Genomic DNA, 18,256 nt, shown 5'->3' with positions numbered 1-18,256 from the left:
CGTCGTCAGCGCCGCCTTGTCCACCGGGGAGTTGCTGAGCGCGCCCACGCTGCGGGAACCGGAGCAGGCCCGGCTGCGCAGGCTCCAGCGCAAGCTGGCCCGGGCCCGGCGCGGCTCGCTTCGGCGGGCGAAGGTCAACGCGGCGATCGCCCGGCTGAAGGCCCGGGAGGCCGACCGGCGCAAGGACTGGGTGGAGAAGACCAGCACCCGCCTGGCGTGGCAGTTCGACGTGATCGCCGTGGAGGACCTCAACGTCCGCGCCATGACCCGCTCGGCCAAGGGGACCCGCCAGGCCCCGGGGCGGAACGTTGCGGCCAAGGCCGGGCTGAACCGGGCCATTCTGGCCTCCGGCTGGGGACAGCTGGCGGAGCGGCTGGAACACAAGGCGCCCGGCCGGGTGGTGAAGGTCAACCCCGCGTTCACGAGCCAGCGGTGCTCGGCGTGCGGGACCGTGGAGCGGAACAGTCGCGAGAGCCAAGCACTGTTTCGCTGCCGGTCTTGCGGCTACGCCGGCCACGCCGATGTGAACGCGGCCAGGAATATCGCAAGGGCGGCAGGGCGTGCCGTGTCTGCGCGGGAAGGGCCCTGCGATGGCGGGCCGGTGCACCGCGAACCTCCACCTGTCCTCCTGCCCGTGTAGGTCGGTGGGTTGGAATCTCCCTCGTTCACGAGGGGGAGGACGTCAAATCTGGAGAGCACCGCCCCACATGTGACACCGGCCGCCGGCGTACACGGCCAAGCCATGTGGAGCAGACCACGTACGAGAGAAAGGGACAGTCGTGCCGCTGACCAGGACGGTCACTCAGACCCCGCCCAGCGCGCCGCACGGCTGGGACGGGTGTGCCGCGGAGCTGAGAATGACCCGGCGTGTCAGGTGCCGCCGGACGGGCGGGAACGGAGCCACAAGGCTCGAAAGCCTGTGGAGACCCGGTAAGCCCACCTCGGTGGCGCAGGTCGCCGAAGCGGGGAGCCGCAGAAGTGCCGCATGCCTGGCACAGGCTGAACCGTCGCCGTCCACGGCGGCGAGCGCGTCAATGCAGTTGGTCGCGGCGGCGGGTGAGGTAGGCGGTCTCGCCGGTGTTGCCGGCCAGCTCGATGGCCCGGTCGTAGGCCGCGCGTGACTGCCGGCTGCGGCCCAGCCGGCGCAGCAGGTCGGCGCGGGTGGCGTGGTAGGCGTGATAGCCGGCCAACGCCTCGGCGAGGCGGTCGACGATGGCCAGTGCCACCTCCGGCCCGTCGAGCTCGGCCACGGCGATGGCCCGGTTGAGGGCGATGATCGGCGAGGGGTCGAGGCGGACGAGCTGGTCGTAGAGGGCGAGGACCTGCGACCAGTCGGTGTCGCGGATGTCGCGGGCGGAGGTGTGCACCGCGTTGATCGCCGCGAGGATCTGGTAGCGGCCCGGAGCCACCCCGGCGGCGGCAGCGGCCAGGCGCTCGCGCACCAGCCGATGGCCTTCGGCGATCAGTTCCGCGTCCCAGGCGCCGCGGTCCTGCTCGGCCAGGGGGACCAGTTCGCCGCCGGCCGAGACCCGGGCGGTACGGCGAGCCTCGATGAGCAGCATCAGCGCCAGCAGCCCGGCCACCTCACCGTCGTCCGGCAGGAGGGCACGGATCAGGCGGGTGAGCCGGATCGCCTCGGCGGTCAGCTCGTGCCGTACGGGATCGGTGCCGGGGCCGCTGGCCAGGTAGCCCTCGTTGAAGACGAGGAACAGGACGGCCAGGACGCCGGAGACGCGCGCCGGCAGGTCCTCGGCGGAGGGCATCCGGTAGGGGATGCGGGCCGCCTTGATCTTGGCCTTCGCGCGGGTGATCCGCTGCCCCATGGCGCTCTCGGCCACCAGGAAGGCGCGGGCGATCTCGGGCACGGTCAGACCGCCGACCATGCGCAGGGTCAGTGCCACGCGGGCTTCCATCGCCAGCGCCGGGTGACAGCAGGTGAAGATCAGCCGGAGCCGGTCGTCGTCGATGGCGCCGACAGGCTCGGGCGGGTCGTCGTAGACCATCTGAGCCTCCCTGTGCTTGTCGTCGCGCTTGTTCTCACGCCGGATCCGGTCGATGGCCTTGCGGTTGGCGGTGGTGGTCAGCCAGGCGCCCGGGTTGGGGGGCACGCCCTCGGCCGGCCACCGCTCCACGGCGGTCGCGAACGCCTCGGCGGCCGCCTCCTCGGCGATGTCGAGGTCACCGAAACGCCTGGCCAGGGCGGCCACCACCCGCGCCCACTCGTCGTGGTGGGCCCGGGTGACCGCCTCCTCGACGTCGCTCACAGGAACGGCCGCACCTCGATCTTCCGATCGCAGACCTTCGACGCCTCGGCGGCGAGCTTGAGCGCCACATCCAGATCGGGGACCTCCCACACCCAGACGCCGGCGAGGTACTCCTTCGACTCCACGAACGGCCCGTCGCTGAACACCGCCTGCTCGCCCCGGTTGTCGACGACCGTGGCCGCGTCGGTGTCCGCGAGTCCGCCCGAGAAGACCCAGTAGCCCTCGGCGATCAGTCGTTCGTTGAACGCGCTGATGGCAGGCCGCCTGTCCGTGCTGCCGGGATTGCTCTTGTCATCGATCACGGAAACCAGGTACCGCATCTGAAAATCATCTCCTGTGGTGTCAAGACAGCGTGGTTCGGTGGTCGGGGATTTCAGGCCGTCGCGTACCGCGGGCGCCCGGCCGGCCGGTAGACCTGGATCGTCACGCCCTTCGAGTCGACCCGCGACTCCACCAGGTCGAGCGCAAGATCTGGACCGGTCTGCGGGAACAGTCGCGCGCCCTGGCCGAGGATCACCGGGATCACGATCAGCGTCATCTCGTCGACCAGGTCGTTCTCCAGCAGCCACCGGATCAGGGCGCCACTGCCGTGCACCTGCAGCTCACCCCCGGGCTTGGCCTTCAGCTCACCGACGGCGGCCGCGAGGTCACCGCGGAGAACGGTCGTGTCCTCCCAACGCGGCACGGTGAGCGTGGTCGAGGCGACGTACTTGGGGGCCTCGTTCAAGGCCACACCGATGGGATGCGCGCGCATCTGGTCGATCGATCCCCAGGAGCCGGCGAACAGCTCGTAGGTGCGCCGGCCGAACAGGAACGCCTCGGCGCGCTGGTAGGTCTGCGTGATGAACGTCCTGGTCTCGTCGTCGCCCTTCCCCAGGGCCCATCCACCGCGCTCGAATCCGTTCCTGCGGTCATCCGACGCGGCGCCGTTTCCCTGCATCACTCCATCGACGGTGACCTGAGTCATGGTCGTCAGCTTCATGATCGCGGTTCCTTCGCCTTGGCGCCGCCCCTTTGCGGGCGGCCTCACCCCTGCTACGAACACCACCGCCCCGATCCGACACCCCCTCCCGGATTTCTTTGAAAAACTTTCCGGTAGGCCGGTCGCCGGCGATCCGGCAGCACGACAGAAGGCCGGGCCCGTCTCGTCGCTGTGGGGCGGCACGATCGGGAACCGGATTCCAGCGAGCGCCAGAACTATGACCGCGGGGGATCGCCACGCGCGTCCACGCCCAGACCCCGGCCGCGCCTCGCCCGAACCGCAGGTCAAGAGCCGCCTGGTCGGCCTCGACGAGCTGAGGGGTGTACGGGTGTCCTAGGCTGAGTCTCTGCCTACGCCCTTGATCGACCTACGCAGCTCGGCGAGCCGTTGCTCGGCGTCCGTTCCGGGTTCGGCGGACCAGATGATGAGCTGTTGATCGAGGTTGCCGACCTGCTGGAAGCTGTCCCAGTCCAGGGTCAGGTCGCCGACGTCCGGGTGGCGGACGAGCTTGGTGCCGAAGTTCTGATGTGCGACCCGGCGCTCGGCCCACCACCGGCGGAAGTCCGGGGAGGCGATCGACAGGTCGCCGACGAGCCGGGAGAGTGCCGGGCCGGTGGGGTCGTCGGCGGCGTTCATGCGGAGCACGGCCACGCACGTGCGGGCGACCTGTTCCCACTCGGGGTAGCGGGCGCGCAGCGTCGGGTCGGTGAAGACCAGCCGGACGTAGTTGCGATCGCGCTCGGCGATCTGCGCGAAGTCGATCAGCAGGGCGGCGGCGAGGTCGTTCCAGGCCAGGATGTCGAGATACCGTCCGAACACCAGGGCGGGCACGCGATCGAGTTGTCCGAGCAGGCGGGCGAGCTGCGGGCGGACGGGCTGTCGGGGCGCCCGCGTGCGATCGCGCGCCCGCGCCGGCGGCGTGCCCGCGCGGGCGAGGAGCTTGAGCAGGTAGTCGGACTGTTCCTCGTCCAGCCGCAGCGCTCGCACGAGTGCGGCGAAGACCGGCTCGGATGGGGGGAGCCGGCCCTGCTCGATGCGGGTGTAGTAGTCGGTGCTGATGGCGACCAGCTGGGCGACCTCCTCACGGCGGAGCCCGCTGACGCGTCGCCGTTCGCCGCCTCGTGGTGCGAGCCCGACCTCGCGCGGCTGAAGCTGGCTGCGCCGGCTGCGCAGAAACTGGCCGAGCTCTTGCAGCGCGGCCGACGTGGCGGACATGTGCTTACCCTACGATCGATCGCGCCTCAAAGGGTGGGAAGGATTCTTCCCAGGATAAATCTCGCTCTTCCTGGGCCAGCTCGGCGGCCGGATTATCGGTAGTGAGCGCGTGAACATCCGGCGCGGGAAAGGCCCATCGGGGATCGCGCTCGACGAAGTATGGGGCGCGCCGGCCGCGGGCCGTTCGGTGCCCGGGAACGGGGAGCGTTCCGCCCCACTCCACGGAGGAGACTACGACAATGGCAAACGACAATATCAAGTCGGTCCGCATCAAGGCGCTGGCCTGGGACCTCGCGGCGGACATCTACTTCCCGCCGGGATTTGACGAGAAGCGGAAGTACGCCACGGTCATCAGCGCCCACCCGACCGGCAGCTGCAAGGAACAGACCGCGGGCAACGTGTACGCCACGGCGCTGGCGCAGGAGGGTATGGTCGCGATCGCGTTCGACGCGAGCTTCCAGGGTGACAGCGGCGGCGAACCGAGGTTCATCGAGGACCCGGCCTTCCGGATGCAGGACTTCAGCTACGTGATCGACTACCTGGTCACGCAGCCGTATGTGGACGAGAACCGGATCGGTGTCCTGGCCGTCTGCGGCGGAGGCGGATACGCCATCGGCGCCGCGATGACCGAGCGCCGGATCAAGGCGCTGGGCGCCGTCGTCCCGGGCAACGTCGGCCGGCTCATGCGGGAGGGCTTCGTGAACTACGACCCCCTGGGCGCGCTGGAGGCCATCGCCGCTCAGCGCACGGCCGAAGCCCGCGGCGCCGACAGGGTGGTCAACGACCTGCTTCCCCCGTCGCCGGAGGCGGCCAAGGAGGCCGGCCTGACCGACATCGACCTGTGCGAGGCGACCGAGTACTACAAGACGGATCGAGGCCGCAAGCCGCACGGCGCCACCAGCTTCCTGTTCTCGCGTCAGGCCGCCCTGGCCGGCTGGGACGCCCTCGACCGAGCCGAGGTGCTGCTCACCCAGCCGCTGTGCGTCGTGATCGGCGACCGGCCGGGCGCCTTCGGCTCCTACCGCACCGGCATGGAGCTCTACGGCCGCGCCGCCTCCAAGGACAAGGAGCTCGTCGTCGTCGAAGGCGCCTCGCACTACGACCTCTACGACCAGCCCAAGCCGGTCAAGGTCGCGTTGGACCACCTCATCCCCTTCTACAAGAAGCACCTCTGACCCGGGACAACTGGGAACTGTTCAAGTGGGCCCGCTTCACCCGTCGTTGAGGGCATAGAACTTGCGCGGCGGGCCCTGCGCGGACGGTCGTTTCGTCACCTGGACGAGCCCGTTCCTCTCCAGCCGCAGCAAGATGGTGTACACCGTTCCCTCGACGACGTCGGCGAAGCCGAGTTCGTTCAGCCGGCGCGTGATGGCGTACCCGTAGGTCTTCTCCCTGCCGATGATCTCCAGCCGTGGAAATCCAAGGAATATGCCTCTGACCTGCGGTGGTGTGGGTTTTGGGACGCAGGGCCCAGATGGTCAACCTCTCCTATCGGACGGCCACGAGCACAGCCGTACGGCCCTGCTCGACGTCGAATCGGGTGCCGGGCAACGCGCAGACGGTGAAAGCACGAGCACCACCGGGAGCACCGGTACCCGGACCCGGATGGGACGACCGTCCGGGCGTTTGACCCGCACGTTCACCGACCGCGGCATCACGTGCGCCTCTCCAGCCCGGACAAGGCCTCCTGCGCGGTGATCTCGGCTACGACCGCTCCCACGTCGTCCCGAACAAGTACGCCGGACTCGACCTCCGCCGACTGCGCCATTCGCTACGTCACACCCGGGCCCGAGGCCATCGCCGGGGTCTGGCGGCGCGGCGTCCGCCGGACCCGCTGCCCCGCGCGTTCGCATGCCGGCGGGCCCCGCGGCCTGCTCGGCTAAGGCGTGCCCGGCTCGGCGCACAGGCCGTCGATCGCCCGCCGCAGGCGGGCGGCGCGTCCGGCCGGCGTCCTGGCCTTCAGCAGCGGCAGGATCAGCCGGTAACGCGCGGTCTTGTCCAGCTCCTCGAAGCGGGCGACGGCCCGCGGGCAGGCCGCCAGCGCCTCGGCCAGGTCGGGCGGGACGGTGACGTTGCGCTGGGCGGCGTAGGCGGCCTCCCACCGGCCGTCGGCCTGGGCGGCGGCCACCTCCGCCAGGCCCGGCGGCCGCATGCGTCCCGCGGCGGTCAACGCCTCCACCTTCTCGACGTTGACCCGCGACCACGGGCTGCCCTTGCGGCGGCGCGAGTAGCGCTGGAGGAAGAAGTGCTCGTCACAGGCCTTGCGGTGGCTGTCGATCCAGCCGTAGCACAGCGCGACCTCCAGCGCCTGCCCGATGGTGATCCCGGCGACGGGGGCGCCCTTCTTGGCGATCTTCAGCCACGCGCCGCCCTCCTCCTGGTAGTGCTCCGCCAGCCAGGCCTCCCACTCGGCGGCGTCGGTGAAGTGCATCATCGCCCCTGACCTCCAGGCTGTGTCGGTCGCTGTGCCGTACACCCTAGGAGCCCTTGAGGAAGGGATCGTTCCTCAAGGCATCAGGGGTAGCCTGCCGACGAGCTTGTCGACCCGGTTGCGCGGGCCCACGACGCTGACGGCGTAGTACTCCGCATCGTCGGCCGCGATCTCCTTCATCGCCGCCAGGTAGTCGGCGTAGACGCGCGTGTGCTGGGCCTGGGCCGGCATGTCGGCCACGAAGCAGCCCGCGGAGGAGGCCGCCTTGCCGCGGATCGCGCGCAGCGTGGCGGCGTCCGCGACCAGCACTGAGCAGCCCGCCCACGGCAGTCCGGGGTGCGTGACCCCGTCGGCGTCGACGGCGTCGGGACCCAGGATTCCGGCCACCGCCGTCGAGGTCGCCGCCGCCACGCAGGTTGCGGCGTTGACGGCGCGACCGGGCGGCAGCCGTTCGTCGATCACGATCACCCACTTGAGCCGGGCGGCACGGGTGGGGGAGGCCAGGTCGATCTCCTCGGGGGCGAAACCGATGGCCGTGTTCACCGCGCGTTCGTCGGTCACAGTGGCTCACTCCTGTTCACATATCCGAACCAACGCGCACAAGGCTAGGCTTATATGCAGCTAGACTTCAATAAATCCGTATTTGTATCGGAGAAAGGAGCGTTTGGGCGGTCATGGACGAACTTGATACGGCGATCCTGCGGGAACTGCAGGCGGATGCACGGAAGACCAACCGCGAGGTGGCCGCGGCGGTCGGGGTCTCGCCGACCACGGCGCTGGACCGCACGCGGGCGCTGCGCCGCAAGGGCGTCATCCGGGGCGCGATCCTCGACGTGGACCTGCCCTCGATCGGGCGCCCGGTCCAGGCGCTCATCGCCATCCGGGTGCGTCCCCCGTCGCGGCGCAACATCGAGGGCTTCCGCAACTGGGTCAGCGCGCTGCCCGACACCCTGGGCGTCTACGTGACGACCGGGACGGAGGACTTCATCGTGCACGTCGCGGTGCCCGACAACGCCAGCCTGTATGCGTTCGTGATCGACAGGCTCACCGAGCGGCCGGAGGTCGCCGACGTGCGCACCTCGATCGTCTACGAGCACATCCGCAACCACCGGATCGCGCCCGTCACCTGAGCTCGAGAGGCGATCAGGCGACGGGGTGGGGTTGCTTACGCTTCATCGCGTGGTCGACCAGGGTGATCAGGGTGTCGCGGCAGGAGGCGCGGTCGCGGGCGTCGCACAGCACGATGGGGACGGCCGGGTCCAGCTGCAGGGCCAGCCGGATCTCGTCCACCTCATAGCGCGGCGCGTCGTCGAAGCAGTTGACCGCGACGATGAACGGCGTGCCCCGCCGTTCGAAGTAGTCCACCGAGGGGAAGCAGTCGGCCAGGCGGCGGGTGTCGGCCAGCACGACGGCGCCCAGCGCGCCCTGGGCCAGGTCGTCCCAGTAGAACCAGAACCGCTCCTGGCCGGGCGTGCCGAACAGGTACAGCACGTGCCTGCTGCCCAGCGTGATGCGGCCGAAGTCCATGGCCACGGTGGTGGTGGTCTTGCCGCTGACCCCGGTGGTGTCGTCGATGCCGACGCTGAGGTCGGTGAGCAGTTCCTCGGTGCGCAGCGGGCGGGTCTCGGACACGGCGCCGACCATGGTGGTCTTCCCGGCGCCGAAGCCGCCGGCGATCACGATCTTGATCGCGATGGGCATGCGCTGGTCAAAGGGCGCGGAGGCCATCGATCACCGCCTTGAAGGTGTTGACGTCGTCGTGGTCGGTCGGCCGGGGGTTCTGCACGGCGATGAGGCCCTGGCGGAGCAGGTCGTCGAGCAGCACGTAGACGGCCCCCGGCGGCAGGTCGAGATCGGCGGCCAGCTCGGCGGCGCTGACGGGGCCGGCGCACAGCCGCATGATGGCCAGGTGCTCGGGGTCCAGCCCGTCGGCCGGCGCCGGGGCGATCGCCATGACCTGCGTGATGAGCGTGAAGGTGGCCTGGGCGGGCTTGGTGCGGCCGCGGGTGACCACGAAGGGCCGCAGCAGCCCGGGATCGGTGGATCGGTCGGGACGCTGATGGGTCATCGGCTCACCGTGCCGCCCGGCATGGTGCGGGCCGGAGACGACAGGTACTGGCCGACCCGCGCGATGAGCATCTCCATCTCGTAGGCGAGCAGGCCCAGGTCCACCTCCCGGCGGGCCAGCACGGCCAGGCAGGCGCCCTCGCCGGCCATGGTCAGGCGCAGCAGGTGGCGTTCCCATTCCACCAGCGTCTGGCGGACCAGGCCGCCGCCCACCTGGTCGGCGGCCGCCTTGGCCAGGCTGTGCAGCCCGGCGGCGACGGCCGCCAGGTGCTCGGCGTCGGCCGGTGACAGGCGGGCGCACGCCGCCAGCACCAGCCCGTCGCCGCTGAGCACGATGGCGTGGTCGATGTCGGAGACCCGGGTGACCAGGTCGTCCAGGAGCCAGTCCAGCTCGATGCGCGTCATGTCGGCTCCGCGGGGTCGGAGGGGGAATCGGTCGTGAGGAGCTGCTGGGCGTGGTCGCGGCCGCGCTGGGTGCCGGCCTGCAGGGCCGACAGGCGGGCGCGCATCTCTTCGGCGTCGTCGGGCGGGACGGCGGCGGGACGGCGGGCGGGTGTGGCGGGGGGCTCCTGGTCCTGCAGGCCGGGGGCGAGGTGGGTCTGCGGCACGCGCATGGGCAGGCCGCCGGGGGTGCGCTCGGGCGCGGCGGGCTCCCGGCGCGGCTCGGCCGTGCCCGGCGCGGGAGCGGGCCTGTCACCTCGCGGCTCGGCGGTGCCCTGCGCCGGGACGGCCGGCGGCGCCGCCGGGGCAGCGGGAGCGGGCCTGGCTGGCTCCGGGGCGGCCGTCTCCGGGATGACCCCCTCCGGGACGCCCGCGCCGGGCGCGCGGCGCGGCAGCGGCGGCAGGACGGGCGGCGGCTCGCTGGCCCGGGGCGAGGCGTCTCCGGCGCGTGGCTGGCTGCCTCCGGCCTGTGACTGGGTGTCCCCGGTGTGTGACTGGGCGTCGCCGGTCCGCGCCGGGGCGCCGGTGACCAGGCCGGGCGGCAGCAGGATCACCACGGTCGTCCCGCCGTAGGCCGACGGGCGCAGGGTGACCTTGATGTCGTGCCGGGCGGCCAGCTGGCTGACCACGTGGAACCCCAGCCGCGCCGCCGAGCCGGTGATCTTGAACTCGGGCGGGTCGGCGATGCGCCGGTTGGCCTCCTCCAGGTCCTCCGGCGGCATGCCCAGGCCGCGGTCCTCGACCTCCAGCGCGTACCCGTTGGCCACGTACTGGCCGGCGACGGTGACCGTGGTATGCGGCGGGGAGAAGGACGTGGCGTTCTCGATGATTTCGGCCAGCAGGTGGACCACGTCGCCGACGGCCTTGCCGGCCAGGTGGACCTCGCCCAGCGGCATGATGCTGACGCGGGTGTAGCCGTCGATCTCCGCCAGGGCGCCGCGCACCACCTCCAGCATCGGCACCGGGTTGCGCCAGGACCGGGCCGGGGTCGCCCCGGCCAGCACCAGCAGGTTCTCGGCGTTGCGCCTGAGCCGGCTGGCCAGGTGGTCCAGCCGGAAGAGCCCTTCCAGCTCCTCGGGCGTGGTGTGGCGGCGCTGCAGGTCGTCCAGCACGGTGATCTGCTGGTTGACCAGGCCCTGGGTACGGCGGGCCAGGCTGGTGAGGGTGTCGCGCTGGCTGACGCGCAGCGCGGCCTGCCCGGCGGCCACCTCCAGGGCGGTGCGCTGCACGGTGGTGAAGGCCTGGGCGACCTGGCCGATCTCGTTGTCGCCGAAGTCCAGGGCGGGCGCCTCGCGGGCCAGGTCGACGTCCTCGCCGCGGCTGACGCGCTCGACCACGCTGGGCAGCCGGTGGTCGGCCAGCTCGTGGGCGGTCTCCCGCAGCCGGCGCAGCTGCCCCAGCAGGGTTCGCGTGGTGGTGAGCGTCATGACGACGCTGGCCACCACGGCCACCAGGCCGAGCACGCCGGCCAGCAGCAGGCGGGCCACGACCTGGACGGCCATCGGGGCGGCGCGTTCCACGAGCCGGTCGCCGCCGGCGTAGATGACGGTGTTCAGCCCGATCTGGGCGGCGTCGGCGGCGGCGCGCCACTGCCCGGCGGCCACCACGCCCGGGGCTGCGCCGTCGGTCAGGCCGCGTTCCAATGCGTGCAGCTGGGTGACCGGACGGCTGGCCGCCCACCCCTGGTAGGCCTGCCGGTCCTGGTCGGGCAGCTGGGAGGCGGCCTGGTCCAGCGCGTAGCGGTAGACGGCGGCGGACTCGATGACGGCGGCCCGGTCGGCGTCGGTGAGGTGGCCGGTGGCCAGCATGCCGCTGACCAGGCTGTCGTGGCGGGCCAGCAGCTCGCCGGCCCGGCTGAGGGCCGCCAGCGCGCGGCCGTCGCGGGCGATGTCCTTGTCGTCCAGCGCGGCGACGGCGTCGTACATGCGGTAGAAGCCGTCGATGAGCTCGTCGTAGGCGTCCTGGGCCTCCTGCCGCGTCAGGCGGCCGGCGTCGACGCGCTGCCGCAGCGCCTTCAGGTCCGCCAGCTGCCCGAGCACCTGCTCGATGCGCCGGTTGAGCACCTCGTCGGCGGCCCAGCGGGTGGATCCGGACCGGGCCGAGGCGGCGAAGGCGCCCATGAGCCGGTCGGTGTCGGCGCGCTGGCTGGGCAGCTGCGGGTCGCGCCGGGAGGCGGCGAGCTGGGTCACGGTGAGCCGCCGCTCGCCCTGCAGGGCCTCCAGCAGCGGCTCGCTCGGCTGGACGACGTTGCCGTCGACCGTGGTGGCCCACAGCAGGTTCACGCCGTCGCCGACGGTGACCCAGGCGGAGAAGGCCCACAGGGCCGTCAGCGACGCCAGCAGCGCGACGACCTTCGCGCGCACGCGGGTGACCCGCTGCGGCCGCTCCCCGGGCCGGTCCTCATAACGCTCCGGGGGACGGTGCTCGCCGGCTAAGCCGGTGGTGGTGTCGCTTGCCTCGGGGGGACGGCCTCGCAGCCGTCGGTGTCGCGCACGTAGCACTCGGCACACCTTAGCGATCAATGGGCGGGAGGCTCAAGCCGCCCGCTCAGGGTCGCAGGCGGCTCACCCCGGCCCGCCCTGGCCGCGTGCGGCGGGTACGGCCAGCTCAAGGCGGTGACACGCGGCCGTGATCGCCGCTCGGACGACGGCGAGGGGGCTGTAAAGATCCTTGTCATGCCACAGCGGCGGATGGTCGGCGCGGTCGGCTCCGGCCGTCAGCGCGGGGGCGGCTCGCCGTGCGGCCCGCACTCGGGAGGGATCGGCCGGGGGCAGCAGGAGGGTGAGCACCGCGTAGGCGCTCTCCTCGGCGGTGCCGTCCCACCGGCCCCAGGTGCCGTCGGGGCGCTGGGCCGCCATGATCCAGTCGTGGGCGCGGCGCAGCGCCTCCCGGATGCGGACGCGGGTGTCCTGCTCCAGGTGGGGGGAGTCCTCGGCCAGCGCCAGCGCGGCCGACATGGTGGCATACAGCGGCGAGGCGTGCCAGCGGTCCTCCCACCACCCGTCGGGGTGCTGCCGCTCCAGCAGCCAGGCGGTCAGCCGGGCCGCCACCGGGCCGAAGCGGCGCGCGTCGCCCGGCGTGTGGCGCAGCCAGGCGGTCAGGGCGTCCAGGGCGTGGGCGTTGACGGTGACCGAGGCGCCGTCCTCGCCCGGCCAGGTGGCGATGTGCTCGCCGGTGTCGAAGGCCAGCAGGCTGTCGGGCGGGTGGGGCAGGCCGAGCAGCGCCAGCGCGTGCAGGGCCACCGCGGTGGTGTCGGCGTCGGCCGGCAGCCCGGGGCCCGCCGGGGTGCCCGCGGGGCCGATGGCCGCGTGCAGGTCGGCCACCATCTCCGGCACCGGGGTGTACGGCACGGCGCAGCGCGACAGCCAGCTCAGCACCCAGGCGCGTTCGAAGACGGTGATGGGCACCGCGACCGGCACGGGCCCGCCGAAGCGGCCGGCGATCTGCCGCAGGTGCCAGGCCGCCGCCGTGCTCTCGGCGTGACTGCCGGCGTGATTGCCGGCGTGACTGTCGGCGCGGCCGTTGGCGTGACTGCCGGCGCGGCTGCCGGCCAGGACGGCGGCGGTCGCGGCGGGGGAGGCGCCCACCAGGCCGCCGGTGCGCAGCTGGCGGGCCGCCGCCGGCGGCGGGGGGACGGCGGGGCCGAGGGCCTCCCAGGCGTGCAGCAGCTTGTCCGGCAGCGCGGCCCCGCCGGCCGCGGCCTGCCGTACCCGGTCCAGCCGGCGGGTGGTCAGGCCGCGGGGCAGCGGCAGGCGGTGGGCGCGGGCGGCGATCCGTTCGACGAGGGAGGGCACGGTCAGGTCGATGGCCGGCATGTCGGGCAGGCGGTGCAGGCGCGGAAGGCGGTCGGCCAGCCACGCCAGCCCGCGCCGGGCGGCGCTCTCCTCCGCCGTGCCGCCGGACGCCAGCAGGGCCTCGACGGCGCTGAGGGTGGGCACCACGGCGTAGCCGTCGGGGCCGCCCCAGGAGCCGTCGGCGTGCTGGGCGGCCAGCAGCCAGGCCCGGCGCCGGTCGTGGCCCTCCAGCCACGGCGCGGAGCCCAGCAGGCGGGCGGTCTCGTAGACCGACACCGAGACCTGGCCCCACGGGCGGGCCATCATCTCCTCCAGCAGCCGGGCCGCGTGGCCGGATCGGGACGTGTCGAGGTTGGGCGGTGCGGTCGTCAGCTGGACCCCCAGTAGTCCGACCCGGCGTAGAAGCCGGTGTTGAACGCCATCTGATGTTCCAAGTAGGCGGCGGTCGCCGGGCTGCCCGCGCGGATCGGGGCCAGCAGGCCCTCGGCCCGCGCGGCGAGGTCGGCCATGGCCTCGTGCAGCTGCTCGCGGGTGATGCCGAAGCGCAGGGCGTTGGCGTCGCCCCGGCGTTCCTCGCGTTCGGCGCCGGCCAGGTCGTTGAGCAGCCGCAGGTAGCGCTGCACGTGGTCGCCGGCCTGGCGCGCCTGCTCCAGGTGGGCGAGGGTCCAGGCGTCGCCGGTGGCGATCCAGTGGCTGAGGTTGACCAGCGCCGCGCCGCAGCTGTCGGCGGCCCGCAGGTAGTCCTCCAGGGTGAGCCGGGCCTGCTCGGCGCGCCATTGCTGCTGGCGGGCCATGGCGGTCAGCGTGCGTTCCAGCTGGTCCTGCCAGGCCTCGGCGTGGCCGGGGAAGGCGGGCCGCGCGGCCAGGCCGGCGCGCAGGTCGGCGAGCATGACGGCCACGGGCGAGGCCGGCTGCCCGCCCGCCGCGGCCCGCAGGCAGTCCTCGATCACCGGCTCGGGGCGGGTGGTCTCGACGGCGTGGTCGACGGCGAACACCCACAGCGCCGCCCGGCTGACCGTCTCCAGGTCCTCCACGGTGGCGTGCGGCGATCCCGTGGCGCACACCAGGCCGAGCGCGGTGAGCATGCCGCCGTCGAAGGCGGCGCCGGGCAGGGCGGCGGCGTGGGCGCGTGCCCAGCCCGCCAGGCGGCGCCCGCATTCCACGCCGACGGCGCACATCCGGCCGAGCCGGGCGTGGGCGGTGAGCGCGCTCACGTCCGCTCGCGGGGGATCAGCGTCATCGTCAGGCCCTTGCGCGGCCGCAGCGAGGAGGCCAGCTGCGGGGTGAGCGGGCCGTCGGCGTGCACGACGGCCCGGTAGCGGCTGACGATGGCGGCGATGAGCAGCTGCGCCTCCATGAGGAACAGGTGGGAGCCCAGGCACTGGTGGGGGCCGCCGCCGAAGGGGAAGTAGGCGTAGCGGTGGCGGCGCTCCTCGCGCTCGCCGGTGAAGCGGTCGGGGTCGAAGCGCAGCGGGTCCTCCCAGAACCGGGGCAGCCGGTGCGACAGGAACGGGCTGATCACCACCGTCGCCCCGGCGGGGACGCGCACCCCGTCGATCACGTCGTCTTCCAGGGCGAGCCTGGGCAGCATCCAGCCCGGCGGGTACAGCCGCAGCAGCTCGCTGACCACCCGCGACAGGTAGCGCAGCTCGGGCAGGTGCTCGGGACCGACCGGGTCGCCGCCCACCACCCGGTCGACCTCCGCGTACAGCCGTTCGGCGACCTGGGGGTGCTGCTGCAGGATGGGCCAGATCCAGCTCAGCGCGGTCGCCGTCGTCTCGGTGCTGGCGCCGTGCATGGACACCAGGTTGTCGCGCAGCCAGCGCTCCTCGTCCTGCCACGGCTGGTCGGCGTCGCTCCGGCTGTCGGCCTCCAGCGCCCTGCACAGGGCCGACAGCACGTCGGTCCCGTCCTGGCCGGTGCTTCTGGCGGCCCGGATCCGGGGGTAGACGACGCCGTCGATGGTGGCGATCGCCCGCCGGAACCTGCGGTCGCCCGGCAGGGGGAAGCCCTGCGGCACGAAGGGCAGCACCAGGCGGATGGAGGTGGCGGTCACCCCGTCGTGGTAGGCGGGCATCAGGCGGGCGATGTCCGCGTGGGTGATCTTGTCGCCGAAGAAGAGCCGCACGATGACCGGGTGGACGATGCGGGACATGCCGTCGAGGACGTCGAAGGGCCGGCCGGGCCGTACCGTCGCCTCGATCAGCTCGGTGACCAGGCCGGCCATCCGGCCGGCCAGGGAGGCGATGTGGCGGGCGGTGAACAGCGGCTGCAGGATGCGCCGGCTGGCCGCCCACACGGGGCCGTCGGACAGGATGGCCTCGCCCAGCAGGGGCGCCAGCGGGTCCCAGAACATGCCTTGGCGCACGTAGTTGGCCTGGTTGGCGCGCAGGACGTGCTGGACGTGGTCGGGGTGGGTCACCAGGTAGGGGCGGAAGGGGCCCATGCCGAGCCTGACGAGCTCTCCGTCGGCCTGCCGGCCGGCTGTCTCGAAGGCGCGGACGGCGGCGCGGGGGTGGCGGGCCAGCAGGCGCATGAACGGGATCACGCGGGCGCCTCGGCTCGGGGCCGCCTGCACGCCGATCGACACGGAAGCCTCCACGGGCTCAGAGGTCACAAAGAGCGCTGAGCGGAGTATCACATGATCGGACAATGCCTCTCAAGATCGCCCAATTGGGGAATTGCGGTCATGAGGCGCGGAACCACCGGGTGAGGTGGCCGCGCACGGGCCCTTGGCCGCGCTCGACGACGGTGACCGGGCACCCCGGCCCGGGGCAGGACGTTGGGACCGGCGCCGGCGATGAGGACGTCCGTCGGGGTGCGCACGGCGGCCCTCCCAGCTTTGCTATCCGCTCGTATAACAAAGTTGTCCGGCCGGATAGCATGAGGCACCGAGGGAGGGCACCGATGACAGATGCGGGCAACCCCCCGCGGGGACGCCGCCCGGCGGCGGTCGCCGAGACGACGCGCCGGAGCATCCTGGAGGCGGCGCTGACGTCGTTCGCCGAGCGCGGCTATGAGGCGGTGAGCCTGCGGGACATCGCCGAGCGCGCCGGCATCGCGCACGGGCTGATCCGCCACCACTTCGGCGGCAAGGACGCCCTGTGGCGGGCGGTCGTGGACCTGGCCGACGGCCGCTTCGCCGCCCTGGCGGGCCCGGCCCTGGAAGAAGCGGCCGCCGAGCCCGATCCGGTGGCGGCGCTGGGCCACGCGGTGGAGGGGCTGGTCACCGCCTCCGCCCGGCATCCGCAGCTCGTGCGGCTGCTGCTGACCGAGTCCACGCGCGGGGGTCCCCGCCTGGAGCAGATCCTGGAGCGGATGGCGCCGCTGCGCTCGGCGCTGGCGGGGCTGCTGGCGCGGCTGCAGGGCGAAGGGCTTGTGCGCGACCAGCCGCCGGAGTGGTTCTTCCTGCACGTCCTGCTCGCGGGGGCGGCGCCGTTCGCGCTCGCGCCGCTGACCGCCGCCGTGACCGGCGCCGACCCGCTCACCGAGGAGTACGGCAGGCGGCAGGCCGAGCTGCTGATGCGCACGCTGGTCCCCGGCCGGGGGTGACCGCTCAGTGGTGGGCGTGGGCGTACTCGTCGCGGCGCCAGAGCATGGCCGCCAGCATGAGCGGGAACATCGCCACGTGCGCCACCATCATCACGGTCATCCCGTCGATCACGTCCAGCCACAGCAGCGGGAACAACGGCACGATCGGGGCGAACATGACGCCGCACATCTCCAGCGTCGGGGCCCAGCCGTGGCCGCGCAGGCGCATCCAGGCCGCCATGCCCACCGACATGTTGAACGCCATCAGCAGGTAGGCCAGCTCGGGGTCGCGGTCATAGGAGAGGTCGACCCCGAAGGCCGACCACAGCAGGTCGAGCGCGAACATCCCGACGAACATGGCGATGATCATCTCGACGTAGTGCAGGGCGAACCGTCCCCAGCGCCGGGCACCGGCCTGCGGGGTGTGCGTCGTGTCAGGCGTCGTCTGGGTCATGGCGCCAACTGTCCCAGCGGCCCGGCGAGCGCGCCAGGAAAGGAGCCGGGACAGGTCCGGAAACTTGGGCCCCCCGTCTTTCTGCCATACAGTCGCCTCATGACGACCCAACGGCGCGTGGTCGTGGTCGGCTACTACGGGGCCGAGCTGCTGGACATCGCGTGCGTGACGACGAGCCTGATCGCGGCGAACCTGCACGGCGCCGCCCCACCCTACGACGTGTGCCTGGCCACCCCCTCGGGCCTGCCCGTGACCTGCGGCAGCGGGCTGAAGGTGCAGGGACAGCAGGCCCTGGAACGCCTCACCGGGCCGCTGGACACGCTCATCGTGTCCGGCGGGATCGGGCACGAGGACGCGGCCGCCAACCGGGTGATCGTCGGCCACGTCCGCCGCCTGGCGCGCGAAAGCCGCCGCGTCGCGTCGGTGTGCACGGGCGCCACGGTGCTGGCCGCCGCCGGCCTGCTGGACGGGCGGCGCGCGACCACGCACTGGCAGTACGCCCACGACCTGGCCGCCTGCTATCCGGCCGTCATCGTCGACACCGACCCGATCTTCATCCGCGACGGCAACGTCGCCACGGCCGCCGGCGTCACCAGCGCCCTGGATTTGACCCTGGCCTTCGTCGAGGAGGACCACGGCGCGGCCGTCGCCCGAAAGACCGCCCGCTACCTGGTGACCTACCTGCAGCGGCCCGGCAACCAGGCACAGATGAGCATGTTCACCGAGGGCCCGCCGCCGGGCAACAGCCTGGTCAAGCGCGTCGTCGACCACGTCACCGCCCACCTGGACGCCGACTTGAGCACCGCCGCGCTGGCGGCACGGGCCGGGGTGAGCGAGCGCCACCTGACCCGGCTGTTCCTGAAGGACCTGGGCCAGACCCCGGGCCGGTTCGTGCGCCGGGCCCGCACCGAGGCCGCCGCCCACCTGCTGGCCTCCACGTCCCTGCCCATGGCCGCCGTCGCGGCGCGGTGCGGCTTCGGCACGGCCGAGACCCTCCGCCAGGCCTTCGTCGACCGCTACGGCATCCCGCCCTCGCGTTACCGCCTGACCCAGGCCACCGCGTAGTCCCCGGCTGGA

Annotated in this window: 19 protein-coding genes and 1 pseudogene; 5 read left to right on the top strand and 15 right to left on the bottom strand. The window is 72.8% G+C overall.

Features of this window, described 5'->3' with window-relative positions:
- The coding region (locus tag BSB02_RS16350; protein ID WP_143590752.1) for an RNA-guided endonuclease InsQ/TnpB family protein at window positions 1-640 on the top strand (640 nt) is incomplete at its 5' end.
- A 391-nt stretch (window positions 641-1,031) separates the two neighbouring features.
- On the opposite strand, the gene BSB02_RS16345 is transcribed toward BSB02_RS16350, so the two are convergent.
- The 4 genes from BSB02_RS16345 to BSB02_RS16330 form a co-directional block, all read right to left on the bottom strand.
- Window positions 1,032-2,264, bottom strand: coding sequence for an RNA polymerase sigma factor (locus tag BSB02_RS16345; RefSeq protein ID WP_084959748.1), 1,233 nt, complete (start codon window positions 2,262-2,264; stop codon window positions 1,032-1,034).
- Entirely contained in the window at window positions 2,261-2,584 is a 324-nt protein-coding gene (locus BSB02_RS16340; protein WP_084959746.1) for a YciI family protein, read from the bottom strand. Before BSB02_RS16340 ends, BSB02_RS16345 begins: the two co-directional genes overlap by 4 nt.
- 53 nt (window positions 2,585-2,637) lie before the next feature.
- The gene (locus BSB02_RS16335; RefSeq protein ID WP_084959745.1) at window positions 2,638-3,246 is read right to left on the bottom strand and encodes a dihydrofolate reductase family protein; all 609 of its coding nucleotides are present in this window, start codon (window positions 3,244-3,246) and stop codon (window positions 2,638-2,640) included.
- 333 nt (window positions 3,247-3,579) lie between these two features.
- Window positions 3,580-4,461, bottom strand: coding sequence for a helix-turn-helix domain-containing protein (locus BSB02_RS16330; RefSeq protein WP_084959743.1), 882 nt, complete (start codon window positions 4,459-4,461; stop codon window positions 3,580-3,582).
- Between the two features lie 239 nt (window positions 4,462-4,700).
- On the opposite strand from BSB02_RS16330, the gene BSB02_RS16325 reads away from it, so the two are divergent.
- The gene (locus tag BSB02_RS16325; RefSeq protein WP_084959740.1) at window positions 4,701-5,636 is read left to right on the top strand and encodes an alpha/beta hydrolase; all 936 of its coding nucleotides are present in this window, start codon (window positions 4,701-4,703) and stop codon (window positions 5,634-5,636) included.
- A gap of 42 nt (window positions 5,637-5,678) precedes the next feature.
- On the opposite strand, the pseudogene BSB02_RS16320 reads toward BSB02_RS16325, so the two are convergent.
- The 3 genes and pseudogenes from BSB02_RS16320 to BSB02_RS16310 form a co-directional block, all read right to left on the bottom strand.
- Window positions 5,679-5,891, bottom strand: a pseudogene (locus tag BSB02_RS16320) (PadR family transcriptional regulator); the annotation flags it as partial.
- A gap of 449 nt (window positions 5,892-6,340) precedes the next feature.
- On the bottom strand, window positions 6,341-6,895 hold the full coding sequence (locus BSB02_RS16315; RefSeq protein ID WP_084959736.1) for a YdeI/OmpD-associated family protein: 555 nt from the start codon (window positions 6,893-6,895) through the stop codon (window positions 6,341-6,343).
- A 72-nt stretch (window positions 6,896-6,967) separates the two neighbouring features.
- Window positions 6,968-7,453 (bottom strand): DUF2000 domain-containing protein, encoded by a 486-nt coding sequence (locus BSB02_RS16310; RefSeq protein ID WP_240506461.1) that lies wholly within the window; start codon window positions 7,451-7,453, stop codon window positions 6,968-6,970.
- Between the two features lie 113 nt (window positions 7,454-7,566).
- Here BSB02_RS16310 and BSB02_RS16305 point away from each other — a divergent pair, with 113 nt between their 5' ends.
- The gene (locus BSB02_RS16305; protein WP_084959734.1) at window positions 7,567-8,022 is read left to right on the top strand and encodes an Lrp/AsnC family transcriptional regulator; all 456 of its coding nucleotides are present in this window, start codon (window positions 7,567-7,569) and stop codon (window positions 8,020-8,022) included.
- 13 nt (window positions 8,023-8,035) lie between these two features.
- On the opposite strand, the gene BSB02_RS16300 is transcribed toward BSB02_RS16305, so the two are convergent.
- The 7 genes from BSB02_RS16300 to BSB02_RS16270 form a co-directional block, all read right to left on the bottom strand.
- Window positions 8,036-8,620, bottom strand: coding sequence for a GTP-binding protein (locus tag BSB02_RS16300; protein ID WP_084959732.1), 585 nt, complete (start codon window positions 8,618-8,620; stop codon window positions 8,036-8,038).
- The gene (locus BSB02_RS16295) at window positions 8,601-8,960 is read right to left on the bottom strand and encodes a DUF742 domain-containing protein (protein ID WP_084959730.1); all 360 of its coding nucleotides are present in this window, start codon (window positions 8,958-8,960) and stop codon (window positions 8,601-8,603) included. Before BSB02_RS16295 ends, BSB02_RS16300 begins: the two co-directional genes overlap by 20 nt.
- On the bottom strand, window positions 8,957-9,364 hold the full coding sequence (locus BSB02_RS16290; protein WP_084959728.1) for a roadblock/LC7 domain-containing protein: 408 nt from the start codon (window positions 9,362-9,364) through the stop codon (window positions 8,957-8,959). The genes BSB02_RS16295 and BSB02_RS16290 overlap by 4 nt, the downstream gene beginning before the upstream one ends.
- Window positions 9,361-11,763: a sensor histidine kinase gene (locus BSB02_RS16285; RefSeq protein WP_240506460.1), complete on the bottom strand. Its 2,403-nt coding sequence runs from the start codon at window positions 11,761-11,763 to the stop codon at window positions 9,361-9,363. The genes BSB02_RS16290 and BSB02_RS16285 overlap by 4 nt, the downstream gene beginning before the upstream one ends.
- 201 nt (window positions 11,764-11,964) lie before the next feature.
- Window positions 11,965-13,500 carry a prenyltransferase/squalene oxidase repeat-containing protein gene (locus tag BSB02_RS16280; protein ID WP_084959726.1) on the bottom strand — a complete coding sequence of 512 codons (1,536 nt, stop codon included), beginning with the start codon at window positions 13,498-13,500 and terminating at the stop codon, window positions 11,965-11,967.
- 62 nt (window positions 13,501-13,562) lie between these two features.
- Window positions 13,563-14,408: a terpene synthase family protein gene (locus tag BSB02_RS16275; RefSeq protein WP_084959724.1), complete on the bottom strand. Its 846-nt coding sequence runs from the start codon at window positions 14,406-14,408 to the stop codon at window positions 13,563-13,565.
- Window positions 14,405-15,784 carry a cytochrome P450 gene (locus BSB02_RS16270; protein WP_143590750.1) on the bottom strand — a complete coding sequence of 460 codons (1,380 nt, stop codon included), beginning with the start codon at window positions 15,782-15,784 and terminating at the stop codon, window positions 14,405-14,407. Before BSB02_RS16270 ends, BSB02_RS16275 begins: the two co-directional genes overlap by 4 nt.
- Window positions 15,785-16,101: 317 nt before the next feature.
- Between BSB02_RS16270 and BSB02_RS16265 the strand changes: the two genes are divergently transcribed.
- Window positions 16,102-16,746, top strand: coding sequence for a TetR/AcrR family transcriptional regulator (locus BSB02_RS16265; protein ID WP_158088648.1), 645 nt, complete (start codon window positions 16,102-16,104; stop codon window positions 16,744-16,746).
- Window positions 16,747-16,750: 4 nt separating this feature from the next.
- On the opposite strand, the gene BSB02_RS16260 is transcribed toward BSB02_RS16265, so the two are convergent.
- Entirely contained in the window at window positions 16,751-17,179 is a 429-nt protein-coding gene (locus tag BSB02_RS16260; protein WP_084959718.1) for a hypothetical protein, read from the bottom strand.
- A gap of 99 nt (window positions 17,180-17,278) precedes the next feature.
- Here BSB02_RS16260 and BSB02_RS16255 point away from each other — a divergent pair, with 99 nt between their 5' ends.
- The gene (locus BSB02_RS16255; RefSeq protein ID WP_084959716.1) at window positions 17,279-18,244 is read left to right on the top strand and encodes a GlxA family transcriptional regulator; all 966 of its coding nucleotides are present in this window, start codon (window positions 17,279-17,281) and stop codon (window positions 18,242-18,244) included.
- The last annotated feature ends 12 nt before the right edge of the window (window positions 18,245-18,256 follow it).

It is taken from the genome of Thermoactinospora rubra (assembly GCF_002093975.1).
In the GTDB taxonomy this organism is placed as follows: Bacteria; Actinomycetota; Actinomycetes; order Streptosporangiales; family Streptosporangiaceae; genus Nonomuraea; species Nonomuraea rubra_A.
The sequence above is the reverse complement of the archived record's forward strand: the minus strand, read 5'-3'. Positions and strand labels throughout refer to the sequence as shown.

Bases quoted from the DNA above. Each gene is read 5' to 3' on its own strand.
- BSB02_RS16340 (WP_084959746.1), bottom strand. From the start codon at position 2,584: ATGCGGTACCTGGTTTCCGTGATCGATGACAAGAGCAATCCCGGCAGC.
- BSB02_RS16335 (WP_084959745.1), bottom strand. From the start codon at position 3,246: ATGAAGCTGACGACCATGACTCAGGTCACCGTCGATGGAGTGATGCAG.
- BSB02_RS16330 (WP_084959743.1), bottom strand. From the start codon at position 4,461: ATGTCCGCCACGTCGGCCGCGCTGCAAGAGCTCGGCCAGTTTCTGCGC.
- BSB02_RS16325 (WP_084959740.1), top strand. From the start codon at position 4,701: ATGGCAAACGACAATATCAAGTCGGTCCGCATCAAGGCGCTGGCCTGG.
- BSB02_RS16315 (WP_084959736.1), bottom strand. From the start codon at position 6,895: ATGATGCACTTCACCGACGCCGCCGAGTGGGAGGCCTGGCTGGCGGAG.
- BSB02_RS16305 (WP_084959734.1), top strand. From the start codon at position 7,567: ATGGACGAACTTGATACGGCGATCCTGCGGGAACTGCAGGCGGATGCA.
- BSB02_RS16300 (WP_084959732.1), bottom strand. From the start codon at position 8,620: ATGGCCTCCGCGCCCTTTGACCAGCGCATGCCCATCGCGATCAAGATC.
- BSB02_RS16295 (WP_084959730.1), bottom strand. From the start codon at position 8,960: ATGACCCATCAGCGTCCCGACCGATCCACCGATCCCGGGCTGCTGCGG.
- BSB02_RS16290 (WP_084959728.1), bottom strand. From the start codon at position 9,364: ATGACGCGCATCGAGCTGGACTGGCTCCTGGACGACCTGGTCACCCGG.
- BSB02_RS16280 (WP_084959726.1), bottom strand. From the start codon at position 13,500: ATGATGGCCCGCCCGTGGGGCCAGGTCTCGGTGTCGGTCTACGAGACC.
- BSB02_RS16265 (WP_158088648.1), top strand. From the start codon at position 16,102: ATGACAGATGCGGGCAACCCCCCGCGGGGACGCCGCCCGGCGGCGGTC.
- BSB02_RS16260 (WP_084959718.1), bottom strand. From the start codon at position 17,179: ATGACCCAGACGACGCCTGACACGACGCACACCCCGCAGGCCGGTGCC.
- BSB02_RS16255 (WP_084959716.1), top strand. From the start codon at position 17,279: ATGACGACCCAACGGCGCGTGGTCGTGGTCGGCTACTACGGGGCCGAG.